The sequence below is a fragment of the Nocardia asteroides genome (assembly GCF_021183625.1).
Taxonomy (GTDB): Bacteria; Actinomycetota; Actinomycetes; order Mycobacteriales; family Mycobacteriaceae; genus Nocardia; species Nocardia asteroides_A.
This window is the reverse complement of the sequence record NZ_CP089214.1, coordinates 5,046,255-5,070,306: the sequence shown is the minus strand read 5'-3', so window position 1 is coordinate 5,070,306 and position 24,052 is coordinate 5,046,255. Positions and strand designations below refer to the sequence as shown.

The window sequence follows — 24,052 nt, the reverse complement described above, 5'->3', positions numbered from 1 at the left end:
CCGGGGGCTTCGCCCCCGAACCCCCGGAGGGCGGTGAGCGCTTACGCGCCACCGCCCTCCGGCGTTTTGTGCGTGGGATCGCAGCGTGCGCCCCGAATCCCCCCGCGTAGCTCGACGGCTGGTCCCCCACCGCCCGCGGGGCTTGGGGGCGCAGCCCCCATAAAACAACCCCTTCCACCGGATGGTGGGCGCGACAGCGCCCGCCGACCGCGGGCGTAATGTCGGTCGGATGACCAGATCCCCCACCCTCGCCGAGGTGATCCGGGCCAGGCGCGCGCTGGGGTCGCGCGCGGACGGGCACCGGCTGGCGCTGGTGATCGAGGGCGGGGGCAGCCGCGGGGTGTACTCCAGCGGCATGGTCAAGGGCCTGGAGGAGCTGGGGCTGGCGGGCGTCTTCGACGCGGTGTACGGGACATCGGCGGGCGCGGTGAACGGCGCCTGGCTCCTGTGCGGCCGCGCGATCCCCGGCATGCGCTCCTGGACCGACCGCACGATCATGAACCGCGTCATCGACCCGAGGCGCCTGCTCCGCGGCGGCGCCGCCTTCGACGTGCACTACCTGGTGCACCGCGTCTACGACGGCCTGGAGCCGATGGACTTCCCCGCCATCCTGAACAACAGCACCACCTTCCACCCCATCGCCACCGACGCCCGCACCGGCAACGCCATCGACCTGCGTCCGCACATCGTGGACAAGCCGAGCCTGCTGCTCGCGCTGCGCGCCAGCGCGAACCTGCCGATCCTGGCCGGCGGCCCGGTGCTCCTCGACGGCGTCCCGTACTTCGACGGCGGCATCGCCGAGCCGGTTCCGATCCGCACCGCGCTGCGCTCGAACCCGACGCACCTGCTGGTCCTGCGCACCCGCCGCGCCGACGAACTCCGCCCGCCCACCTCGCGCACCCACCGCGTGATCGGCGGCAACTACCTGCGGCTGCGGGCCCCCGGCGCCTACCGCACCTGGCTCGCGCGCGAGGCGCGGCAGGAGACCGTGGAACCGCTCCTCGCCGGGCTCGGCGCCGCCGCACTGCAGCTGCACCCGCCCGCGGGGGCGCCGGAGGTCGGGAGCAGCGCGCGCGACACCGAATTGCTGGCCGCGGCGCTGGAGATCGGGCGGCGCGCGGTGTACACCGCGTTCGCGAGCGTGGACGCCTGATCAGAGCCCGACGGTGACGCCGTCGGAGAAGGCGAAGTCGTGCAGCTCCAGGTAGGCGGGGGCGGTGCCGCTCGGCAGGTCGAACACCAGAATCGTCGAGCCCGAGCCGGCGGGCGCCAGCTCGAAGGAGTAGCCGTAGCCCTGCTGGGTGCTGTGCCAGGCGGTGGCGGTGGTGTCCTGGTCGTGCGCCTGCCCGGTGCTGTCGATCAGCTTCTGCCCGAACGGGGTGTACCACTTGGGCTCGTCCGAGATGTTGCGGATGTCCATGCGGACCACGGTGTACGCACCGGACGCCGTCTCCAGCCCGATCCGCGCGACCCCGGACTCGACCTTCGTGACCAGGAACTCGAACTTGCCGTCCCTGGCCGGGCCCAGCGATTCCTGCACCGTCGGCGGGGTGCGCTCGGCCTCGTCCGGGGTACCGGCCGCGATCAGCGCCAGGCAGCCCGCGGCGACCGCGAACGGGGCGATGACGATCACGATCGTCGCCAGGATCAGGCGGCGCAGCAGGCCCCCGCGCTTGCGCCTGCGCCGCGGCGCCTGGGCCGGGGGTGCCGCCGGGTACGCCGGGGCGCTGCCGCCGCGGGACGGCCAGGACGGGCCGTGCGCCGGGCGGCGCGGGCGCACCGCGTTCCAGCCCGCCGGGCGGAACGAGCGGGCGTAGTCCTGGAGCGGACGGGCCCAGTTCGCCGGTGGTTGCGCCGGACCGGCCGGCGGGCGGCGCAGGTACCACTTGCGCTCCGGCGCGGGGTTCCCGGCGCCCCCGTTGCCGCCGGGCGCCACCGCACGGCCGGGCACCGGATACCCCGATGCGGCGGGCCGGGGCGTGATCGCCGGAACGGGTCTCGGCGGGGCGACCACAGCCCGGCCCGCAGCTCGCGGCGCCGCATTCGCGGCACCACGACTCGGCGGCCCGGCCACGACCGGCCCGGCCACGACCGGCCCGGCCACGACCGGCCCGGCCACGACCGGCCCGGCCACGACCGGCCCGGCCACGACCGGTGCAGCCACGGCCGGTGCAGCCACGGCCGGTGCAGCCCCGGCCGCCCCTACCCGCGGCGGTTCGTACCGCGTGGCGACCAGGGTCGGCGTCGGCCCGGGGACGGGCATGGACAGCGTCGGCATGGGCCCGCCCGACCCGGGCAGCAGGCGAACGGCATCGGCGGCGAACTCCCCGGCGGAGGGGTAGCGATCCCCCGGCTCCTTGGCCAGCCCGCGCGCGATCACCGCGTCGAACGCGGCGGGCACGCCGGGCACCCCGGCGACGCTCGGCGGCACGGTCATCAGGTGCCCGTGCATCTGCCGCGCCGGATCGGTGTCGCCGAAAGGCCGCCTCCCGGTGAGGCATTCGTAGAAGACGCAGGCCAGCGAGTACACGTCCGCGCGGGCGTCGGCGCTGCCGGAGAACCGCTCGGGCGCCATGTACGCCCAGGTGCCGATCGCCATTCCGGCGGTGGTCATCTGCGTGTGCCCGACCCCGTGCGCGATGCCGAAGTCGATGAGCACGGCGAACCCGTCCGGGCGGACGACGATATTGGACGGCTTGACGTCGCGGTGCACGAGCCCGGCGGTGTGCGCGCAGTCCAGCGCCCGCGCCACCTGCGTGATCACCGCGACGGCTACTCCGGGGGGCAGCGGACCGCCGGACGCGAGCCGGGCACCGAGATCGGTGCCGTCGACGTAGGCCATCTCGATGTAGAGCCGCCCGTCGACGGCGCCGTGCGAGTGGATGGGCACGATGTGCGGGCTGTCCAGCCCGGCGATCACCCGCGCCTCGCGCTCGAAGCGGCGGCGGTAGGTCTCGTCGGCGGTGAGCTCGGCGGAGAGCAGCTTCAGCGCCACCCGCCTGCCCGCCTCGGTGTCGTGCGCGAGCCAGACCTGGCCCATCCCGCCGCTGCCGAGCAGCCGGTCCAGCCGGTAGCGGCCGAAGCGCGCGGCCGCCATCAGCGGTGCCCGCCTGGCAGCCGGGCACAGCCCGCTCGAACGGACCCCATCACGTACCTCCCGTCGCCGTCGAGTGGCCGGCATCGGAGCTCGGGATTCCGATCCCCACCCCCGAACGCAGCGTAACCCCGGACCGTCGCGCCGCCCAGTGCCGATTCCTGTGACCCGGCCGACGTCCCCGTTCAGCTGGCCGAGAGCCGATCCCGCAGTTGCCTGCACCGTGCCTTCCACCCGGTCTCCGCGGTGTCCTCAAGGCAGCGCGCGAGCAGGGCCAACGCTTCGGCCCGCACCAACGGGTCCACGATGCCCTGCTCGTAGCGCTCGAGGTTCTCCGCGATCCGCCGCCGAACGCCGATTTCACTGATGTCGAGTTGCCCGAGGGCAGTGACGCCAGCAGCGAGATCGATATCCAACAGCACCGGCACGAACCGCCGTCCGACTCCGACGTCGTCCGAGGCGTTCGCGATCTGCACGCATTGGAGCAGTACATCCGGATCAGGCGGTCGTTCCCGGTACAACTCGGCGAAAGATGAGATGGCGGTTCGCTGCACCCCCTGTTCCTCGGCCGCTGCGAGTTCGAGCGCGGTATCCGCGTCTACCCCGGCCGCGGCCAGTGCCGATACCGCACGCTTCCGCAGGTTCTTGTCCTCGAACTCGTCGGCCGCGATCCTGGTCGCGAGCAGCCGCTCCTCCGCACCGAGCGGCAGCCCCTGTGCGATCGATCGCCCGATCGCCGCGCGGCGATTTCGCTGCTGCTGATCCTGGAGCAGCACGTGAAAGTGTGTCGCCAACTGCCCCTTCAGCCGCTGCACGAAGTTGGCGTGGGTGAAGGTGACAACGGTGTACTCGGCGAACTCGAGCTCGCGCAGCAGGTCGAGCAGTCGGCGATCGTGCTCATCGCGAATGGCACCGGTATCGGTCAGCGCGTCGCGCAGATTCAGATAGCGGGTGTAGGTGCGTGTCAGGCACATGATGATAAACGGCTTCCCCGATCGCCTGGCCTCGCGAATCTCGTGCTCCCAGGTGATCTTTCCGAATTGCTCCACGATGACGAAGACGCAGAGATCCGCTTCCTGCACGGTGAGGCGCGAATTGCCGGACCAGCTCGAGCCCTCCGAGTTCAGATAGCGAATTGTCCCGGAGCGGAAGTCCAGTGGTTCACCGCCGATCTGTCCGATCGTCTCCGCGAATTGGTCCAGGATTTCGTCAGTATCTCCCGCACCGCACAGCATCACCCGAAGCACCGCGGCCCCCTTCCCGTCTCCCGGAGATCGTCCCCGACGACCGCGCCGCCACCTATCGGTCGAACAGCGGACAGGCAGGGCGGAACCCGCTCTTCCTCCGCGGTGGTCGATACACTCACCCCGTGACCACCTCGTACAGCGTCTTCTGCAGCTACGCCGCACCTGACCGGGACCGGGTACTCCCCTTCATCGAGCGGCTGCGCGCGGACGGCGTCGACGCGACATTCGACTACTGGGAAGTGCAGCCGGGCGACGACATCGTGGCGTGGATGTCAGCGGGTATCGACCGGAGCAGCGCCGCGCTGATCTTCGTCTCGCAGAACTGGGCGAAGGGCACCTGGGTAATGGACGAGTTCACCTCGCTCATCTTCCGCCGCGTCACCGATCGCCTGCGCGTGATTCCCATCCTGCTCGAGCGAGACCTCAAACTCCCCGCCGCGATCGCCAAACTCGCCCATCGGACGCTGGATGACTACGACCAGGTTCGCGCGACACTCCGCCCCTGAATGCTCACCCACGGTTTCTGGATTACCGCGAAAAGAACGGTATTTCGACGATCACCACCGATCACGTCAGCCAACGGCGATCGCCACGAATACCCCTGCATAAGCAACCGCGAAGATCACGGGAATCCACTTCTCCACGTCCGTCAATCGCAGGAACAGTCCGCGATCTTTCCCCGCACCGAGCAAGTCCCACTCAGCGCGCCAATATGGCGATGACGGCAATTGCTCCTCCAGCCACCCGATCACCTGGTACTTGGCCGCGCTCAGCTGCCGATACGAGCGCAGCAGATAGAACCACACGGCGCTCTGCGCGAGGACACCGAGCAGTGCGAAGGAGAGCTGCCACAGCGGAGCGTTCATCAGCGTGCCCGTCGCACCCGCGGCAGCGAGCAGCGCGGTGTTCAAGGTGAGGAAGAAGGTATTTGCCAGGCCCCGGCGCTGACTCATTCGGTCGGCCATCTCGACGTACAGCTTGTACTGCTCGAGGATGGCAGCGCGGTACTGCGCCTTGGATTCGTAATGCGTGGAATCAATTCCGGTCCACAGCCGGGCACTCGACGGCGAATTCACTACGCCAGACTAGCCCCTCAGCACCACAGCGGGTGGGTCGAGCCTCGCGATATAGCACCCCGGACCTACCGCTCGGTATCCCTCGAACGACTGAAAAATACATTGTGCGGCAGGGTTTTCAACGGCTGCTCATCGATCGCGAGCATTTAGGATGGCCGCATGACCACAGCCGACCCCCGGCCGCAGTCCCAGGTCTTCTGCAGCTGCGCCCGCCCCGACCTCGACGTGGTCAAACCATTCGTGGAGCGCCTGCGCGCCGCCGGTGTCGACGCCCGACTGGAGGAGTGGGAGGTTCGGCCGGGTGACGATGTCGTCGCGATCATCGGCCGGAGCATCGATAGCTCCAGGGCGGCGCTCATCTTCGTCTCCAGGAACTGGTTCGACGGAGCCTGGGTTCAGGATCAGTTCACCTCGCTGATCTACAACCGGGTAGAGAAGGGCATTCGCGTAATCCCGATCATGGTCGAGGAGATCCTGGATTTGCCGGCTGATCTGGCCAAACTCAAACCCGCGCTTATCACCGATTTCAGCGCTGTTCGGGATACTCTGCTCGACCGTGAACGTCGCCCCGGGCTCGGCTCGACGCAGCGAGCCGTCACCCGCGACCTGCGCATCCGAGTACACCTCGGCGCGGCGGAGCTCACGACCACACTTCTCGACGGCACCACCGAACTCGCATCGGACAGCGGCCTGCCGACCGCGGCGCTCACCCTCGACTCGGCGCGCGACCTGACCGAGTTCGGTGGTCGGCTGACTGCCTCCCTGCTCCCCGCAGCCACCGGCACCCGGCTCGATGCCGAACTCGGCGGACTCGGTGGACTCGGCGCGGTGGCGGATCTGGTGTTCGAGTTGCCCGGCGAACTCCAACACGCCGCCGTCGAGGCAACCGTGCTGCCCTCCGGGCTCGTTCCGGCCGTCGCACCGGGGATCCGGCTGCGGCGCAGTAGTTCCGCAGCGGATCCCGTGGTGCGCACCACGGCGGGGCCGCTGAAGATTCTCGCCGTCGTCGGCGCTCCGGACGAGACCCGCACCGGTTCGGCGCCGCTACGGGTGGAGCAAGAGATGGGGGTGCTGATCGGCGCCGTCGGAGCGGCCGTCGATACCCGCGCCGCACAGGTGCGCATTCTGGAGGTCACCACCCCCACCGCCATCGAACGCGCCCTTGAGCAAGATGCTTACCACGTCGTCCACCTATCCGGGCACGGCGGACCGGCCGGGATCGAGATGCACAACGAGGACGGCGCCCCCGTGTGGCTCACTCCGGGCGATTTCTTCGCCGCGATGCAGGGCGCGTCCACCGCGATCCCGCTGGTCTTCGTCTCCGCCTGCGACATACCGCAATCTGGCGACAGCTTCGCCGCGCAGCTGCACCACCTCGGAATTCCACAGGTGATCACAATGCAGGCGCCGGTGTCCGACGACTACGCGACGCTGCTGGCAATGCACTTCTACCGGCAGCTCGCCACCCACGTCTCTCCGCGCACGGGTGCTGCGCTCGCCACCGCCCGCCGAGCCGTCGAAGCGGACGAGACACGGCCCCGGCGGGCGACCCCCGAGTGGCCGGTACCAGCCCTATGGGCCAACGACGACGGCCCGCTCATCGACCCCGAACTGCGCCGCGATCCGCTGCGCGGCCAACCTCGGATGGCGCTGCTCGGCGAGATGCCGCTGCTCGGTCCCGGCGAGCTGATCGGCCGCCGCCGCGAACTGCGCGACACCATGCGCGCGCTCCGCGCACCGCAGTCGTCCGGAGCGGTGCTCACCGGAATCGGCGGCACCGGAAAGAGCAGCATCGCCGGCCGGGCGGCCGCGCGGGCGCTCGCGGAAGACTACGTGTGCGCGGTCGTCTCCGGGGCGTGGAATCTGGAACGGATCTGCGCTAACCTCGCGGACGCCCTTGCCGATGCCGCCGTGGTGCAGCCTGACTCCTGGGTCGCCCTGGCCGTTGCTCGTGCGACCCGCCCCCGCATCGATGACCAGTCCCGGATTTTACTGCTCACCACCCTGCTGCGCAGCGCTCGGATTCTCCTGGTGATCGACAACTTCGAGACCAACCTCACTGCTGACGGCACAGATTTCACCGACCCCGGCATCGAGAGTGTGCTGCGGCAGCTTGTGATCTCCTGCGGCACCGGGACGCTGCTGATCACCAGCCGCTACCCACTCCCCGGTCTGCGCGACCTGATCCAGCACATCCCCATCGGCCCGCTCTCGGCCAACGAGACCCGGCGCCTCATCATGCGCCTGAGCGGCTTGGACGCCCTCGCCAGCGCCGACCGCGCCCTCGTGCATCGCCTCATCGGCGGCCACCCCCGTGCCCTCGAACTTCTCGACGCGGTTCTGCTGCGCGCCGCGTCGAACAGCGCCGCGACCGCCGTCGCCGCGCGCATCACCGCCAAACTGCTCGACCTCGCGCAGAAGTCCGGCATCGATCTCGACGCGCCGCGGACGGTGGAGGCAGGCATCGACGCCACGATCGCCCTCGGCGCCGCCGACATCGCGCTCGATACCCTGCTCGAGCAGCTCTCCGAGGTGGAATCGGAGGTGCTGCTCCAGGTCGCGGCGGCCAATCTGCCCGTCCCCGTCGACCTGCTCAGCACCCTGCTGGACGAGGTCGGAGCCTGCCCGCACGAAGCGATGCCGGGGGCGATCCGGCGCCTTCTCGACCTCTCCCTACTCGCTGAGACCGAACACGGGCTGTGGATGCACCGATGGACCGCTGGTGCATTCGAGGTTCATGTGGAGGCCGGTGACTGGCGTCGCCGCTGCCATCAAGCGGGTCAAATTCGTCTCAAGCAACTTCTTCGCAGTAAGCATGTCGCGGACGGCATCGAGGCGACGGAGAACTTTCTCAAGGCCGAGAGCTGGGACGATGCGGTCGGTATCGGAGTCTCCGTTGCGAAATTTCTCAGCGACCCGAAACACCCCGCGATTCATCAACGGCTCTCGTTCACCGGGCTCGTCGCCCATGCGCTGCCAACCGAACACCCCGGTATTCACTTCTTCACAGACTTGGAAACCCAGGCACTGGAAGCTCTCGGTTTCACCGAGTTGGCACTCGACCGGGCTCAGTCCAACCTCACCGGGTTGGATGCCCGCGCCACCGACGAACCCGGCCGCACCGACTACCAACGCGACCTCTCCGTCTCCTACAACAAAGTCGGCGACCTCTACCGAGCCCTCGGACGCGGCGACGACGCCATGAACGCCTACCAGAACAGCCTCACCATCGCCCAGAAACTCGCCACCGACGAACCCGGCCGCACCGACTACCAACGCGACCTCTCGATCTCCTACGACAACGTCGGCGACCTCTACCGAGCCCTCGGACGCGGCGACGACGCCATGAACGCCTACCAGAACAGCCTCACCATCCGACAAAAACTCGCCACCGACGAACCCGGCCGCGCCGACTACCAACGCGACCTCTCCGTCTCCTACAACAGAGTCGGCGACCTCTACCAGGCCCTCGGACGCGGCGACGACGCCATGAACGCCTACCAGAACAGCCTCACCATCCGACAAAAACTCGCCACCGACGAACCCGGCCGCACCGACTACCAACGCGACCTCTCGATCTCCTACGACAACGTCGGCGACCTCTACCGAGCCCTCGGACGCGGCGACGACGCCATGAACGCCCACCAGAACAGCCTCACCATCGCCCAGAAACTCGCCACCGACGAACCCGGCCGCACCGACTACCAACGCGACCTCTCGATCTCCTACAACAGAGTCGGCGACCTCTACCAGGCCCTCGGACGCGGCGACGACGCCATGAACGCCCACCAGAACAGCCTCACCATCGCCCAGAAACTCGCCACCGACGAACCCGGCCGCACCGACTACCAACGCGACCTCTCGATCTCCTACAACAAAGTCGGCGACCTCTACCAGGCCCTCGGACGCGGCGACGACGCCATGAACGCCTACCAGAACAGCCTCACCATCCGACAAAAACTCGCCACCGACGAACCCGGCCGCACCGACTACCAACGCGACCTCTCGATCTCCTACGACAACGTCGGCGACCTCTACCGAGCCCTCGGACGCGGCGACGACGCCATGAACGCCCACCAGAACAGCCTCACCATCGCCCAGAAACTCGCCACCGACGAACCCGGCCGCACCGACTACCAACGCGACCTCTCGATCTCCTACAACAGAGTCGGCGACCTCTACCAGGCCCTCGGACGCGGCGACGACGCCATGAACGCCTACCAGAACAGCCTCACCATCCGACAAAAACTCGCCACCGACGAACCCGGCCGCACCGACTACCAACGCGACCTCTCGATCTCCTACGACAACGTCGGCGACCTCTACCGAGCCCTCGGACGCGGCGACGACGCCATGAACGCCTACCAGAACAGCCTCACCATCGCCCAGAAACTCGCCACCGACGAACCCGGCCGCACCGACTACCAACGCGACCTCTCGATCTCCTACAACAGAGTCGGCGACCTCTACCAGGCCCTCGGACGCGGCGACGACGCCATGAACGCCCACCAGAACAGCCTCACCATCGCCCAGAAACTCGCCACCGACGAACCCGGCCGCACCGACTACCAACGCGACCTCTCGATCTCCTACAACAGAGTCGGCGACCTCTACCAGGCCCTCGGACGCGGCGACGACGCCATGAACGCCCACCAGAACAGCCTCACCATCGCCCAGAAACTCGCCACCGACGAACCCGGCCGCACCGACTACCAACGCGACCTCTCCGTCTCCTACAACAAAGTCGGCGACCTCTACCAGGCCCTCGGACGCGGCGACGACGCCATGAACGCCTACCAGAACAGCCTCACCATCCGACAAAAACTCGCCACCGACGAACCCGGCCGCGCCGACTACCAACGCGACCTCTCCGTCTCCTACCAGCGCCTCGGAAACCTTCACCGCGAACTCGGCCATCTCGATAACGCAAAGGCAGCGTTCGACGAGCACCTCAACTTCGCGAAAATCACGTGGCTCATGGCCCCCACGGTCGTCAATCACGTCGTAGACCTGGCTCTCGCGCAGTTCCTCTCCGCAGACTTCCATCCGGACGGCGATCATCGGATCGCCGCGGCCCGTGAACTGCTCGAGCAGGTCGGCGTGGACCGCCTTCCGCCCAATGGGCGCGCACTTCTGAAACAAATCACTCATGACGATTCCGAAGAAACTGAGTAAATTGTCAGAAGTTCGCTCTGCGTCGAGCGAAGCGGAAGGAGCTACATGGACCCCATCAAGATCAACGCGGGCTCCTGGTACCTGCGCGTACTCCGCGCCGACGAGCGGATCGACGACCGCCCCGCCCTGATCGCGGGCGGCATCACCGACCCCGTCCATGTGCGCGAGCGCACCGCGCAGCGGGCCGAGGGCACACACCTCTCCTGGGCCGTGTGCGAGCCGACGACCGCCGAGCTGGTCGCCGAGATCGGCGTCACGCCCGGCGCGGACGGGACGGCCACCGTCACCGGCTGGGCGCGGGACGGGTTCGAGGAGGCGCTCGACGCGGCCCGCGGCGCGGTGGTCCGCTTCACCGAGGGCGCGCTCGGCCTGCGGATCGGCTGACGAGCCCGCACCGGTCGCCGGGGCACGGCCCCGGCGCCCCACAGCCGCGAGGAACCGCCGGACGCCGCTCGGATCGAAGTTTTTGGCCTGCACTGAACCACGGCTATGGGCGGGCTGCACCACGATCCGGCGCTCGTGACCGCGGCCCTCAGCCCAGCTCCACCAGCACCCGCCCCAGTGCGTCCACCGCCTCGTCCAGCTCCGCCACGGTCACCGTGAGCGGCGCCCGGAAGCGGATCCCGCGCTCCCCGGTCCCGAGGACGAGCACGTGTTCCCGCTCGCGCAGCACCCGTACCACCTCGTCCCGGAAAGCACCGGACCGCACGTCCACCGCGCAGAACAGCCCGCGCCCGCGCGGCTCGCGCACCAGCGGGACGAGCCCGCGCAGCCGCTCCAGCAGGTGCGCCCCGAGCACCCCGGCCCGCTCGACCAGCCCGTCGGCCTCGATCACCTCGAGAATCCGCCGCGCCCGCACCATGTCGCCGAGATTCCCGCCCCAGGTGGAGTTCAGCCGCGAGCCGACATGGAACACGTTGTCCGGCACCTCGTCCACCCGCCCACCGGCCATGATCCCGCAGACCTGGGTCTTCTTCCCGAACGCCACCACATCCGGCGCCAACCCCAATTGCTGGTACGCCCAGGTGCTTCCGGTGATCCCCACCCCGGTCTGCACCTCGTCGAGCACGAACAGCGCGTCGTGCTCGAGGCACAGCTCCTGCACGGCCGCCAGAAACTCGGCACGGAAGTGCCGGTCCCCGCCCTCGCCCTGGATGGGCTCGGCGAGGAAGCAGGCGATGTCGTGCGGATGCTCGGCGAAGGCGCGGCGCGCGGCGGCGAGCGCCCGCTCCTCGGCGGCGCGCACATCGTGGCCCGCGCGCAGGTACGGCGCCTCGATGCGCGGCCAGTCGAACTGGGGGAAGCGCTCGGTCTTCACCGGATCGGTGTTGGTGAGCGAGAGCGTGTAGCCGGAGCGGCCGTGGAAGGCGCCGGTCAGGTGCAGCACCCGCGAGCCTGGCGCCGGGCGCCCGCGCGCCTCGTTGTGCCTGCTCTTCCAGTCGAACGCGGTCTTCAGCGCGTTCTCGACGGCGAGCGCGCCGCCGTCGACGAAGAACAGGTGCGGGAGCCGCGGGTCACCGAGCACCCGGACGAAGGTGCGCACGAAGCGGGCCATGGCGACGGTGTAGATGTCGGAGTTGCTCGGCTTGTGCAGCGCCGCCTCCAGCAGCTCGGCGCGGAAGGCCGGGTCGGCGGCGAGCGCGGGGGGGTTCATGCCGAGCGCGTTGGAGGCGAAGAAGCCGAACATGTCGAGGTAGGCGGTGCCGTCCCGTTCGTCGACGAGCCGCCTGCCCGCGGAGCGCCGCAGGTCGAGCACCAGGTCGAAACCGTCGGCGAGGATGCTGCCCGCGAGGAGCTCGCGGACATCGGCCGGGGCGATCCCGGGGCGTTCGAGTTCGAGGGTCACACCCCCAATCGTAAGGAAAATTTGCGGAATCTCTACCTGGATCCGTATAAATTACTGCGCAAGGCTACTTGTCATAGAATGTCTGCAGAATGATGGTGCTGCGGGTACGGACGTTGGCGGTCGCCCGGATCTCCTGCAGCAGCTGCTCCAGGTGCCGCGGCGAGGCCACCCGGACGGTGAGGACGTAACTCTCGTCACCGGCAACCGAGTGGCACGCCTCGATTCCGGCGATGCCCTGCAGCAGTGCGGGCGCCTCGTCGGGCTGCGACGGATCGAGAGGGGTGATGGCGACGAATGCGGAGAGCAGCTGCCCGAGTGCCTCCGGGTCGACCTTGGCGGTGTACCCGCGGATCACGCCGCGCGCCTCCAGCCTGCGCACCCGCGACTGCACCGCCGACACCGAGAGGCTCGCCTTCTCCGCGAGGTTCGACAGCGTCGCCCGCCCGTCGGCCATCAGCTCCCGGATCAGCAGACGATCGATGTCGTCGAGAACGGGTCGTGCAGGTGAATCCGCCATCACCGAAGGCTAACTCAGCGGAACCGCGCAGGTGCGGGAAGTTCGGCCGGTTCACATCCGCTCCGCCGATCGTGCTGCGTTCGGACCCAACGATGTTCGCGTTTCCGCGCTCTCCAGGGAGGACCCCGTGACCGATACCGTCACCACCGATCCGATCGCCGCCCGCGCGCTCGGCCTGCTCGCGGCGCTCGGCGTCCCGCCGCCGGAGCCCGGCGAGCTCGGCGCCCGCACCCCGATCACCGGCGCCGTGCTCTTCCCGATCCGCACCGACTCGCCCGCCGATGCCGAGTCCGCGATCGAGCGCGCCGCGCACGCCTTCCGCGGCTGGCGCACGGTGCCCGCGCCGGTGCGCGCGGCCGTGGTGCGCAGGCTCGGCGAACTCCTGGTGACCCATCGGGAGGAGCTGGGCGGGCTGGTCACGCTGGAGGCGGGGAAGATTCCGGCGGAGGCGGTCGGCGAGGTGCAGGAGATGGTCGACGTCTGCGAGTTCGCGGTCGGGCTCTCCCGGCAGCTGTACGGGCGCACCATGCCGTCCGAGCGGCCGGGGCACCGGCTGCTGGAGACCTGGCACCCGCTCGGGGTGGTCGGGGTGATCTCGGCGTTCAACTTCCCGGTCGCGGTGTGGGCGTGGAACACCGCGATCGCGCTGGTCTGCGGGGACACCGTGGTCTGGAAGCCCTCCGAGCTGACGCCGCTCACCGCGCTGGCCTGCCACACCCTGCTGCGCCGGGCAGCGCTTGACGTCGGCGCGGATCCCGAGGTGCACCAGCTGGTGCTCGGCGGCGCGGAGAACGGGGCGGCGCTGGTGGACGATCCGCGGGTCGCGCTGCTCAGCGCCACCGGGTCGGTGCCGATGGGGCGCGCGGTGGCGCCGCGGGTGGCCGCGCGGTTCGGCCGCTGCCTGCTGGAGCTGGGTGGCAACAACGCCGCCGTCGTCACGCCGTCGGCCGATCTGGAGCTCGCGGTGCGCGGCATCGTCTTCGCGGCGGCGGGGACCGCAGGGCAGCGCTGCACCACGCTGCGCAGGTTGATCGTGCACCGCTCGATCGCGGACGAGCTGTCAGACAGGCTGGCGGCCGCCTACGGTCAGCTGCGGGTGGGCGACCCCACCGAGCCGGGCGTGCTGGTCGGGCCGCTGATCCACGAGCGCGGGTACCACGCCATGACGGCGGCGCTGGAGCGCGCGGTGGCCGACGGCGGCGAGATCGTCGCCGGGGGTACCAGGGTGGACGGCTTCGGGCCGGACGCCTACTACGTGCGGCCCGCGCTGGTGCGGATGCCCGCGCAGACCGCGATCGTCCGGGAGGAGACCTTCGCGCCGATCCTCTACCTGCTCACCTACGACGACCTCGACACCGCCATCGAGCTGCACAACGCCGTGCCGCAGGGGCTGTCGTCGGCGATCTTCACCGGGAATCAGCGCGAGGCGGAGCGGTTCCTCGCCGCCGACGGGTCGGACTGCGGGATCGCCAATGTGAATATCGGCACGTCGGGGGCGGAGATCGGCGGGGCCTTCGGCGGGGAGAAGCAGACCGGGGGCGGGCGGGAGTCGGGGTCGGACTCCTGGAAGGCGTACATGCGGCGGGCCACCAACACGGTGAACTACTCGACGGAGTTGCCGCTGGCGCAGGGAATTCGGTTCGAGTAGGGGTTCAGGCCGGGAGACGCAGGGTCCAGGCGCTGCGGAAGTGCAGCCGGGTGCGGGAGCCGGGTGGGACGTCCACCCGCCAGAACGCGCTCGGCGGCGCGTCCAGCGTGGTGACCACGGCGGCTCGCACCACCGCCGGGTGCGTCACGGCCAGGACCGCCGCCCCGCGGGCAGCGACCTCGGCCAGCCACGCCCCGACCCGGGCGACCACGGCCACCACCGACTCGCCCCCGTGCCCATCGAACGCCGGGTCGGTCAGCCATGCGTGCAACTGCTCCGGCGGCAGCTCGGCCATGCCGAGACCACGCCACCGCCCGGCGTCCAGATCCCGCAGCGCCGGATCGACCTCGGCCCGCACGCCGAGCACCGCCGCGGTCCGCACCGCCCGCCGCTCCGGCCCGGTCAGCACCACCGCGGGCGGCCGCGCGACCGGTGCCGCGGCCCAGGTGTCGAGCAGCGGCTCGTCGTCCGGGAACCGCCCGGCCCGCAACGCACCGGTAATCCCGTGGCTCACCAGATCGAGCCGCACCATCCCCGCCATACCGGCAGGTTAACCGCGCTGTCGGTACCCAGGTGCACACTGGGGCCATGGACCGGTTCTCCCCAGCGACCAGGCAGTGGTTCGACGGCGCCTTCCCGGCGCCGACGTCCGCGCAGCTCGGCGCCTGGGAGGCGATCGCCGCGGGCGCGCACACCCTGGTCATCGCGCCGACCGGCTCCGGCAAGACGCTCTCCGCCTTCCTGTGGGCCATCGACCGGCTGGCCACCCGCGACCCAGCGGCCAAGGTCCGCGCGCGCGGCGAGCCGCAGGCCGGCACCTCGGTGCTCTACGTCTCCCCGCTCAAGGCGCTGGCGGTGGATGTCGAGCGCAACCTGCGCGCCCCGCTCGCCGGGGTCGCGCGCACCGCGGCCAGGCTGGGGCTGGAGCCGCCGGAGATCACCGTCGGCGTGCGCTCCGGCGACACCCCGGCGGGCGAGCGCAGAGCCATGCAGCGCACCCCGCCGGACATCCTGATCACCACCCCGGAGTCGCTGTTCCTCATGCTCACCTCGGCGGCGCGGGAGACGCTGCGCGAGGTGCACACCGTGATCGTCGACGAGGTGCACGCCATCGCGGGCGGTAAGCGCGGCGCGCACCTCGCGCTCTCGCTGGCCCGGCTGGACGCGCTGGACGCGCTGGCCGAGCACCCGGCCCAGCGCATCGGGCTCTCCGCCACCGTGCGCCCGCCGGAGGAGGTGGGGCGCTTCCTGGTCGGCCCCGCGCCGATCACCATCGTGGCGCCGCCCGCGGCGAAGACCTTCGACCTCTCGGTGCGGGTCCCGGTGGCGGACATGACCGAGCCGGATTCCGGCGGCGAGTCCGACCAGCCCGGCTCGATCTGGCCGCACGTCGACGCGGCCATCGTCGACCTGGTGCTCGAGCACCGCAGCTCCATCGTCTTCGCCAATTCGCGGCGGCTGGCCGAGCGGCTCACCGCCCGGCTGAACGAGACCTACGCCGAGCGGATGGGCGAGCCCGTCGACACCGCGCACGGCCCGCCCGCCCAGATCGGCGCCTCGACCGACGTGGTGCACGGTGCCGGACAGCTGCTGGCGCGGGCGCACCACGGCTCGGTGAGCAAGGAGCAGCGCGCGCTCATCGAGGACGACCTCAAGAGCGGGCGGCTGCGCTGCGTGGTCGCCACCAGCAGCCTGGAGCTCGGCATCGACATGGGCGCGGTCGACCTCGTCGTCCAGGTGGAGGCGCCGCCGTCGGTGGCGAGCGGGCTGCAGCGGGTCGGGCGGGCCGGGCACCAGGTGGGTGAGATCTCGCGCGGCGTGCTCTTTCCCAAGCACCGCACCGACGTGGTGCACACCGCGGTCACCGCGCACCGGATGCTCTCCGGGCAGATCGAGGCGCTGCGCATGCCCGCGCACCCGTTGGACATCCTGGCCCAGCAGACGGTCGCCGCCTGCGCGCTCGAGCCCATCGACGTGGACGGCTGGTTCGAGCTGGTGCGCGGCACCGGCAGTTACAGCGGGCTGCCGCGCTCCGCCTACGAGGCGGTGCTCGACCTGCTGGCCGGGCGCTACCCCTCGGACGAGTTCGCCGAGCTGCGGCCGCGGCTGGTCTGGGATCGGGACGCGGGCACGCTCACCGGCCGCCCCGGCGCGCAGCGGCTCGCGGTCACCTCCGGTGGCGCGATCCCGGACCGCGGCATGTTCGCGGTGTACATGGTCGGCGAGAAGGCCTCCCGGGTGGGCGAGCTGGACGAGGAGATGGTCTACGAGTCCCGGGTCGGCGATGTCTTCGCGCTCGGCGCCACCAGCTGGCGGATCGAGGAGATCACCTACGACCGGGTGCTGGTCACGCCCGCCTTCGGCCAGCCGGGCAGGCTGCCGTTCTGGCACGGCGACGGGCTCGGCCGCCCGGCCGAGCTGGGCGAGGCGGTCGGCGAGTTCGTGCGCAACGCGGGCAGGCACCTGGACGACGGCGGCATCGAGAAGCTCACCGCCGCGGCCGGGCTGGACGACTTCGCCAGGGACAACCTGGCCGCGCTGCTCACCGAGCAGCGCACCGCCACCGGTCGCCTCCCCACCGACAAGACGCTGGTGGTGGAGCGCTTCCGGGACGAGCTGGGCGACTGGCGGCTGGTGCTGCACTCGCCGTACGGCACGCCGGTGCACGCGGCCTGGGCGCTGGCCATCGGGGCCCGGCTGCGCGAGCGCTTCGAGGTGGACGCCGCGCCGACCGCCTCGGACGACGGCATCGTGGTCCGGCTGCCGGACACCACCGACGAGCCGCCCGGCAGCGAGCTCTTCGTCTTCGAGCCGGACGAGATCGACCAGATCGTCACCGAGCAGGTCGGCACCTCGGCGCTCTTCGCCTCCCGCTTCCGCGAGTGCGCCGCCCGCGCGCTGCTGCTTCCGCGCCGCGATCCGGGCAAGCGCGCCCCGCTCTGGCAGCAGCGCCAGCGCTCGGCGCAGCTGCTGGACGTGGCGCGGAAGTTCCCGGACTTCCCGATCCTGTTGGAGACCGCGCGGGAGTGCCTGCGCGACGTCTACGACCTGCCCGCGCTCACCGAGCTGCTCGGGCGGGTGGCGCGCAGGCAGGTCCGGCTGGTCGAGGTGGAGACGCCGACCCCGTCGCCGTTCGCCAACGCGCTGCTCTTCGACTACATCGGCCAGTTCATGTACGAGGGCGACAACCCGCTGGCCGAGCGCAGGGCCGCCGCGCTCTCGCTGGACTCCGGGTTGCTCGCCGAGCTGCTCGGCCGGGTCGAGCTGCGCGAGCTGCTGGACGCCGCGGTGCTGGAGCAGACCGAGCTGGAGCTGCAGCGGCTCACCCCCGAGCGGCACGCGCGGGATATGGAGGGGCTGGCCGACCTGCTCCGGCTGCTCGGGCCGCTCACCGCCGAGGAGGCGGCCGCGCGCTGCACCGCCGACCCCGTCGACTGGTTCGCCGAGCTGCGGGTGGCGAGGCGGGCGCTGGAGGTCAGCTTCGCCGGGCGCTCCTGGTGGGTCGCGGTGGAGGACGCGGCGCGGCTGCGCGACGCGCTCGGCGTGCCGCTGCCGATCGGCACCCCCGCCGCCTTCGTCGAGCCGGTGCCGGACCCGCTCGGCGATCTGGTCGGCCGCTTCGCCCGCACGCACGGCCCCTTCGACACCGCGGCGGTGGCGGCCAGGTTCGGCCTCGGCACCGCGGTGGCCGCCGCCGCGCTGCACCGCCTCGGCACCGAGAAGCGGGTGGTGGAGGGCGAGTTCACGCCGGCGGCGTCCGGCTCGGAGTGGTGTGACACCCAGGTGCTGCGGCGAATCCGGCGGCGCTCGCTGGCCGCCGCGCGGCACGAGGTCGAGCCGGTGCCGACCGCCGCCTTCGGCCGCTTCCTGCCCGCCTGGCAGCACGTGCGCACCCGCACGCTGCGCGGCGTCGACGGCGTCGCCACCGTGGTGGAGCAGCTCGCGGGGGTGCCGATTCCGGCCTCGGCGTGGGAATCGCTGGTCCTGCCCGCGCGGGTGCGCGACTACTCGCCCGCCATGCTGGACGAGCTCACCGCCACCGGCGAGGTGCTGTGGTCCGGGCACGGCTCGATCACCGGCAAGGACGGCTGGATCGCGCTGCACCTGGCCGAGCAGGCGCCGCTCACCCTGCCCCCCGCCGACGAACCGGAGTTCACCGAGACCCACCTGCGGCTGCTCACCGCGCTCGGCGCGGTGGACGGGGCGATGCCGCAGAGCGGCGGCGCCTACTTCTTCCGGCAGCTCTCCGATGCCACCGGGCTGCTGGACGACACCGCCGTCGCCGCCGCGCTCTGGGACCTGGTCTGGGCCGGGCTGATCTCCGGCGACACCTTCGCCCCGGTCCGCGCGCTGCTCGGCGGCACCACCCGCGCCACCACCGCGCACCGCAGCCCGCGCCGGGCCCCGCGGGCACGCGCCTACCTGCCGCGGCCCGCGCTGCCGACCCGCAGCGGCCCGCCGACGGTGGCGGGGCGCTGGTCGCTGCTGCCCGAACGCGCCGCCGACAACACCGTGCGCGCGCACGCCACCGCCGATCAGCTGCTGGAGCGGTACGGCGTGCTCACCCGCGGCTCGGTGCAGAACGAGGGCGTGCCAGGCGGGTTCGCGCTCATGTACCGGGTGCTCACCGAGTTCGAGGACCGCGGGCGCTGCCGCCGCGGCTACTTCGTCGACTCGCTGGGCGGCGCGCAGTTCTCCACCACCGACGTGGTCGACCGGCTGCGCGCGCACGAACCGCACGACGGGCAGCGCAGCACCGCCACCGCGCTCGCCCTCGCCGCCACCGACCCGGCCAATCCGTACGGCGCGGCGCTGCCCTGGCCCAAGGGCGAGGTAGACGGCGGGCACCGGCCGGGCCGCAAGGCGGGCGCCATGGTGGTGCTGCTCGACGGCGAGCTGGTGGCCTACCTGGAGCGCGGCGGGAAGACGCTGCTCACCTTCACCGAGGACCCCGACGCCAGGCAGGCGGCGGCGAACGCGCTGGCCGAGCTGGTGCACGAGGGCGGGGTTGAGGCGCTGGTGATCGACCGGGTCGACGGCGAGACCGTGCACGGCCACACCTTCGCCGGTTTCCTCACCGCCGCCGGCTTCTCCGCCACCCCGCGCGGGGTGCGGCTGCGCCGCGGCGCGGTACGCAGGGAGGAGCGCCCCCAGCGCGCCGTGCGCCGCCCCGAGTTCGGCCGGTGAGGGTCGCGCCGAGGTGCCGCGATCGGGAAATTATCGGCCCGGGCGGGCGAGGTAACCGCGCGCCACGACGGCTACGCGATCCGGACACCGGCATCGCGTGGCAGCCACACCGCCGTGGCCCCGGCGTGCGCCGGCTCCGCTTCGCTCGCCGCAACCCGGGTATCTCGGATCGCGTGAAGGAGCGCTGCTGTGCCCGAAGGTGACACCGTCTATCGCGCAGCCGCACGGCTGCGCACGGCGCTCGCGGGCAAGATCCTCACCCGCAGCGATTTCCGGGTCCCGCGGTACGCCACCGTCGACCTGCGCGGCCAGCAAGTGGAGAGCGTCGGCTCCTACGGCAAGCACCTGTTCGTGCGCACCCCGACCGCCTCCATCCACACCCACCTCAAGATGGAGGGGCTGTGGCGCACCTACCGCTGCGGCCAGCGCTGGACCCAGCCGCGGGCGACCGCAAGGCTGGTCCTCGGCACCGAGGACGTGGAGGCCGTCGGCTTCTCGCTCGGCAAGGTCGAGGTGTTCCCGCTCGCCGACGAGCACACCGTGATCGACCACCTCGGCCCCGACCTGCTCGGCCCGAACTGGGACCCCGCCGAGGCGGTGCGCAGGCTGGAGCGGTACCCCGAGCAGACCATCGGCGTCGCCCTGCTCGACCAGCGCAATCTGGCCGGCATCGGCAACATCTACCGCAGCGAGGTCTGCTATCTGCGCAAGGTGCACCCGGCGACCCCGGTGCGCGCGGCGGGCGACCTGCTCGCCCTGGTGAACGAGGCCCAGCGCATCCTGAGCAGAGCCGCGCACGACCGCTATGTGCCGCTCGCCTACATGCGGCACAACTGGGGCTGCCGCCGCTGCGGCACCCGCATCGTGCGCCGGGTGCTCGGCGACACCGGCCCGGAGCACGACCGAATCACCCAGCGCGAGCGCGGCATCTGGTTCTGCCCGCGCTGCCAGCCCGAGCCTTGACGAATACCACCGCCCCACCTTTACTGGCAGTCTGTCAATAAGCGCGGAGGGCGGGCGATGGTGGCCGGACAACAGGGCGATCCCCGGAAGTACGTAGTCATCGGCGGCGGCCTGGCCGGCCTCGCAGGCGCGGTCTGGCTGGCCGAGGCGGGCAAGCAGGTCACCCTGCTCGAGCGCCGCGGCAGGCTCGGCGGCCGCACGCACGCCATGCAGGTCGACGCCGTCGACGACCTGCCGGACAACGGCCAGCACGTGATCGCCAGCGGCTACGAGCACCTCTTCCGGTACCTGCGCACCATCGGTACCCGCGAGTACGTCGCCTTCCCGAAGCGCGGCACGCTGCGCTGGCCGGACGGGCGCAGCGTCGACATGTACACCCGCGGCGTCCGCGCGCTCGGCACGCTCTTCGGCGGGCATCCGGACGCGAGCCCGCTGGAGCGGGCGCGCGCCGCCCTCGCCACCGCGCGGCTCGGCCGGCAGGCGCTGCGCCCGCCCGCCGACCTCGCCGACCTCACCACCGCGCAGTGGTTCGACCGGGTCGGCATGCCCGCCAAGGCGCGCGAGGCCATCTGGGACTGGCTGGCGCTCGGCATCGCCGCCGAGCCGGTGCACCAGGAGTCGGCGGCGGTCTTCGCCCGGGTGCTCGCGACCGGTATCCGGCACAGCATCGCGCACCGGCAGGCCGTCACCATCGGCTACCCGACCACCGACCTGGACACGCTCTACATCACCGGGGCGGAGAAGTACTTCCGCGAGCACGGCGTGCAGGTGCGGCACCGGGCGGTCGCGCGGCGCATCGTCATCGAGGACGGCACGGTCACCGGCGTCACGCTGGCCGACGGCAGCACCGTCCCCGCCGACGCCGTGCTCTGCGCGGTGCCGAACGGCAATATCGGCGGCCTCCTCGACGATCTGCCCGAGCACGCCGACATCTACGCCCGCGCGGACAAACTCGGCTACACCCCCATCGTCAGCACCAACCTGTACCTGGACCGCCCGCTCGGCACCCGCTCCGAATTCGAGGCACTGATCGGCGGCACCGGCGTGATCGACGAGGTCTTCGACCGCCAGCTCATGACCGGCCGCAGCACCGAAAGGGCATGGCTCTACTGCCTCACCACCAGCGGCGCCTACGAGCAGATCCACAAGACCAACGAGGAGATCGTCGCCGAGCAGCTGGAGCTGCTGCGCCGCTACTACCCTGCCGCCCGCGCCGCGAAGGTGGTCCATGGCCACGTGGTGCGCATGCCAAGAGCCACCTTCTCCCAGGTCCTCGGCACCCACGACCTGCGCCCCGCCCAGCGCACCTCGATCCCCGGCCTGGTCCTGGCCGGTGACTGGACCGCTACCGACTGGTCCGCGACCATGGAGAGCGCCGTCCAGAGCGCGGCCATAGCCGTCGATCTGCTGCTGGCGCGGGACGAGCGGTAGGTCACCCCTCGCTCGGCACCGGCTCCAGGATCTCCCCGCGCGGCTCGGGGGCGGCGGCGCGCAGGGCGTCGGCAGAGCCGTCGTCGGGCTGGGTCTGGGAGCGGATCTCGGCGTCGACCCTGGCCTGGTAGGTGCTGATCTCCCGGTCGATGTCGGCCTCGTCCCAGCCGAGGATCGGGGCGACCAGGCGGGCGACCTGTTCGGCGCAGGCGGCGCCGCGGTGCGGGTACTCGATGGAGATGCGGGTGCGGCGGGCCAGGATGTCGTCGAGGTGCAGGGCGCCCTCGGCGACCACCGCGTAGACCGCCTCGACCTGGAGGTAGGCGGGGGCGTCGGTGATCGGCTGCAGCAGCTCGGGTTTGCCGTCGGCGAGCGCGAGCACCTCGTCGATGAGCGAGCCGTAGCGGTCGAGCAGGTGCTTGACCCGGTACGGGTGCACGCCGTACGCCTCGGCCAGCTGCACGGTCTGGTTGACCAGCGCGAAGTAGCCGTCGGCGCCGAGCAGCGGCACCTTCTCGGTGATCGATGGCGAGACCCGGGCCGGGATGTCCGCCGCCGCCTCGTCGACGGCGTCGGCGGCCATCACCCGGTAGGTGGTGTACTTGCCGCCCGCGATGCCGACCAGCCCGGGCGCCGTGCGGGCCACCGCGTGCTCGCGGGAGAGCTTGGAGGTCTCGTCGCTCTCGCCTGCCAGCAGCGGGCGCAGCCCGGCGTAGACGCCGTCGATGTCGGCGTGCGTGAGCTCGGTGACCAGCACCTCGTTCACCCGCGCCAGCAGGTAGTCGATATCGGCCTTGGTCGCCGACGGGTGCGCGAGGTCGAGGTTCCAGTCGGAGTCGGTGGTGCCGACGATCCAGTGCGCGCCCCACGGGATGATGAAGAGCACCGAGGTGGCGGTGCGCAGGATGATCGCGGTGTCGCTGACGATCCGGTCCCTCGGCACCACGATGTGCACGCCCTTGGAGGCCCGCACGTGGAACCGGCCGCGGTTGCGGGAGAGCGCCTGCACCTCGTCGGTCCACACCCCGGTCGCGTTGATCACCACGTGCGCGTGGATCTCGGCGGTGCGGCCGTCCTCGGTGTCGCGCACCCGCACCCCGACCACCCGGTCGGCCTCGCGCAGGAAGCCGACCACCTGGGTGGAGGTGCGGAGCACGGCGCCGTAGTGCGCGGCGGTGCGGGCGACGGTCATGGTGTGCCTGGCGTCGTCGACCACGGTGTCGTAGTAGCTGACCCCGCCGATCAGCGAGGAGCGGCGCAGCCCCGGCGCCAGCCGCAGCGCCCCGGCGCGGGTCAGGTGCCGCTGCCCGGGAACGGATTTCGCGCCGCCCATGGAGTCGTAGAGCATGAGCCCCGCGGCCACGTACGGCCGCTCCCAGCCGCGGTTGGTGAGCGGGTAGAGGAAGCGCAGCGGCTTGACCAGGTGCGGGGCCAGGGTGGCGAGCGAGAGCTCACGCTCCCGCAGCGCCTCGCGCACCAGCCCGAACTCCAGCTGCTCCAGGTAGCGCAGCCCGCCGTGGAACATCTTGGAGGAGCGGCTCGACGTGCCGGAGGCCAGGTCGCGCGCCTCCACCAGCGCCACCCGCAGGCCGCGGGTCGCGGCGTCGAGCGCGATGCCGGCGCCGACGATGCCGCCGCCGATCACGACGATGTCGAAGTGGTCCTTGCCCAGCCGCTCCCAGGCGTCCCGGCGCTGGTCCGGGCCGAGGAACTGCGAATCCGGGGTGATGGTCATGCTCGACTCCTTCGGCCGGCGTCGTCCTGCGGGCGTGTTACCCGCTGCCTGCGGGTTCAGGCTATGCGAGCGGCGCCGGACTTTCGCGCCACCCCCGAGGCGGCGGTGTGCCGCCCCAGCCTCCGCTACCCGC

The 24,052-nt window shown here is 71.3% G+C and carries 15 protein-coding genes; 8 read left to right on the top strand and 7 right to left on the bottom strand.

Features of this window, described 5'->3' with window-relative positions; translation table 11 throughout:
* Positions 1-229: 229 nt before the first annotated feature.
* Entirely contained in the window at positions 230-1,153 is a 924-nt protein-coding gene (locus LTT61_RS23475; RefSeq protein ID WP_233016216.1) for a patatin-like phospholipase family protein, read from the top strand.
* Here LTT61_RS23475 and LTT61_RS23470 read toward each other — a convergent pair whose 3' ends face one another.
* The gene (locus LTT61_RS23470) at positions 1,154-3,097 is read right to left on the bottom strand and encodes a serine/threonine-protein kinase (protein WP_233016215.1); all 1,944 of its coding nucleotides are present in this window, start codon (positions 3,095-3,097) and stop codon (positions 1,154-1,156) included.
* A gap of 182 nt (positions 3,098-3,279) precedes the next feature.
* Positions 3,280-4,341 carry a hypothetical protein gene (locus LTT61_RS23465; RefSeq protein ID WP_233016214.1) on the bottom strand — a complete coding sequence of 354 codons (1,062 nt, stop codon included), beginning with the start codon at positions 4,339-4,341 and terminating at the stop codon, positions 3,280-3,282.
* Between the two features lie 122 nt (positions 4,342-4,463).
* Between LTT61_RS23465 and LTT61_RS23460 the strand changes: the two genes are divergently transcribed.
* Positions 4,464-4,847: a toll/interleukin-1 receptor domain-containing protein gene (locus LTT61_RS23460; protein WP_233016213.1), complete on the top strand. Its 384-nt coding sequence runs from the start codon at positions 4,464-4,466 to the stop codon at positions 4,845-4,847.
* Between the two features lie 66 nt (positions 4,848-4,913).
* On the opposite strand, the gene LTT61_RS23455 is transcribed toward LTT61_RS23460, so the two are convergent.
* The gene (locus LTT61_RS23455; protein ID WP_233016212.1) at positions 4,914-5,417 is read right to left on the bottom strand and encodes a RipA family octameric membrane protein; all 504 of its coding nucleotides are present in this window, start codon (positions 5,415-5,417) and stop codon (positions 4,914-4,916) included.
* Between the two features lie 159 nt (positions 5,418-5,576).
* On the opposite strand from LTT61_RS23455, the gene LTT61_RS23450 reads away from it, so the two are divergent.
* On the top strand, positions 5,577-10,592 hold the full coding sequence (locus LTT61_RS23450; protein ID WP_233016211.1) for a tetratricopeptide repeat protein: 5,016 nt from the start codon (positions 5,577-5,579) through the stop codon (positions 10,590-10,592).
* 45 nt (positions 10,593-10,637) lie between these two features.
* Positions 10,638-10,976: a hypothetical protein gene (locus LTT61_RS23445; protein WP_233016210.1), complete on the top strand. Its 339-nt coding sequence runs from the start codon at positions 10,638-10,640 to the stop codon at positions 10,974-10,976.
* Between the two features lie 148 nt (positions 10,977-11,124).
* On the opposite strand, the gene lat is transcribed toward LTT61_RS23445, so the two are convergent.
* Both lat and LTT61_RS23435 read right to left on the bottom strand, forming a co-directional pair.
* Positions 11,125-12,438, bottom strand: coding sequence for an L-lysine 6-transaminase (gene lat / locus LTT61_RS23440; RefSeq protein WP_233016209.1), 1,314 nt, complete (start codon positions 12,436-12,438; stop codon positions 11,125-11,127).
* Positions 12,439-12,502: 64 nt separating this feature from the next.
* Positions 12,503-12,955, bottom strand: a complete 453-nt coding sequence (locus LTT61_RS23435) for an Lrp/AsnC family transcriptional regulator (RefSeq protein ID WP_233016208.1) — start codon at positions 12,953-12,955, stop codon at positions 12,503-12,505.
* 127 nt (positions 12,956-13,082) lie between these two features.
* Here LTT61_RS23435 and LTT61_RS23430 point away from each other — a divergent pair, with 127 nt between their 5' ends.
* Positions 13,083-14,603 carry an aldehyde dehydrogenase family protein gene (locus LTT61_RS23430; protein ID WP_420094688.1) on the top strand — a complete coding sequence of 507 codons (1,521 nt, stop codon included), beginning with the start codon at positions 13,083-13,085 and terminating at the stop codon, positions 14,601-14,603.
* 4 nt (positions 14,604-14,607) lie between these two features.
* On the opposite strand, the gene LTT61_RS23425 is transcribed toward LTT61_RS23430, so the two are convergent.
* Positions 14,608-15,144 carry a histidine phosphatase family protein gene (locus LTT61_RS23425; RefSeq protein ID WP_233016207.1) on the bottom strand — a complete coding sequence of 179 codons (537 nt, stop codon included), beginning with the start codon at positions 15,142-15,144 and terminating at the stop codon, positions 14,608-14,610.
* Positions 15,145-15,191: 47 nt separating this feature from the next.
* On the opposite strand from LTT61_RS23425, the gene LTT61_RS23420 reads away from it, so the two are divergent.
* The 3 genes from LTT61_RS23420 to hpnE all read left to right on the top strand — a co-directional run bounded on the left by LTT61_RS23420 (position 15,192) and on the right by hpnE (position 22,184).
* Positions 15,192-19,790, top strand: a complete 4,599-nt coding sequence (locus LTT61_RS23420; RefSeq protein ID WP_233016206.1) for an ATP-dependent helicase — start codon at positions 15,192-15,194, stop codon at positions 19,788-19,790.
* 189 nt (positions 19,791-19,979) lie between these two features.
* Positions 19,980-20,753: a DNA-formamidopyrimidine glycosylase family protein gene (locus LTT61_RS23415; RefSeq protein WP_233016205.1), complete on the top strand. Its 774-nt coding sequence runs from the start codon at positions 19,980-19,982 to the stop codon at positions 20,751-20,753.
* Positions 20,754-20,810: 57 nt separating this feature from the next.
* Positions 20,811-22,184, top strand: coding sequence for a hydroxysqualene dehydroxylase HpnE (gene hpnE / locus LTT61_RS23410; RefSeq protein WP_233016204.1), 1,374 nt, complete (start codon positions 20,811-20,813; stop codon positions 22,182-22,184).
* A gap of 1 nt (position 22,185) precedes the next feature.
* Here hpnE and LTT61_RS23405 read toward each other — a convergent pair whose 3' ends face one another.
* Entirely contained in the window at positions 22,186-23,919 is a 1,734-nt protein-coding gene (locus tag LTT61_RS23405; RefSeq protein WP_233016203.1) for a glycerol-3-phosphate dehydrogenase/oxidase, read from the bottom strand.
* Positions 23,920-24,052 lie beyond the last annotated feature (133 nt).

What these genes read in the sequence shown, in the direction of transcription:
- LTT61_RS23475 (WP_233016216.1), top strand. Translation starts at nt 230, where the DNA reads ATGACCAGATCCCCCACCCTCGCCGAGGTGATCCGGGCCAGGCGCGCG.
- LTT61_RS23470 (WP_233016215.1), bottom strand. Translation starts at nt 3,097, where the DNA reads ATGGCGGCCGCGCGCTTCGGCCGCTACCGGCTGGACCGGCTGCTCGGC.
- LTT61_RS23450 (WP_233016211.1), top strand. Translation starts at nt 5,577, where the DNA reads ATGACCACAGCCGACCCCCGGCCGCAGTCCCAGGTCTTCTGCAGCTGC.
- LTT61_RS23445 (WP_233016210.1), top strand. Translation starts at nt 10,638, where the DNA reads ATGGACCCCATCAAGATCAACGCGGGCTCCTGGTACCTGCGCGTACTC.
- LTT61_RS23435 (WP_233016208.1), bottom strand. Translation starts at nt 12,955, where the DNA reads ATGGCGGATTCACCTGCACGACCCGTTCTCGACGACATCGATCGTCTG.
- LTT61_RS23425 (WP_233016207.1), bottom strand. Translation starts at nt 15,144, where the DNA reads ATGGCGGGGATGGTGCGGCTCGATCTGGTGAGCCACGGGATTACCGGT.
- LTT61_RS23420 (WP_233016206.1), top strand. Translation starts at nt 15,192, where the DNA reads ATGGACCGGTTCTCCCCAGCGACCAGGCAGTGGTTCGACGGCGCCTTC.
- hpnE (WP_233016204.1), top strand. Translation starts at nt 20,811, where the DNA reads ATGGTGGCCGGACAACAGGGCGATCCCCGGAAGTACGTAGTCATCGGC.
- LTT61_RS23405 (WP_233016203.1), bottom strand. Translation starts at nt 23,919, where the DNA reads ATGACCATCACCCCGGATTCGCAGTTCCTCGGCCCGGACCAGCGCCGG.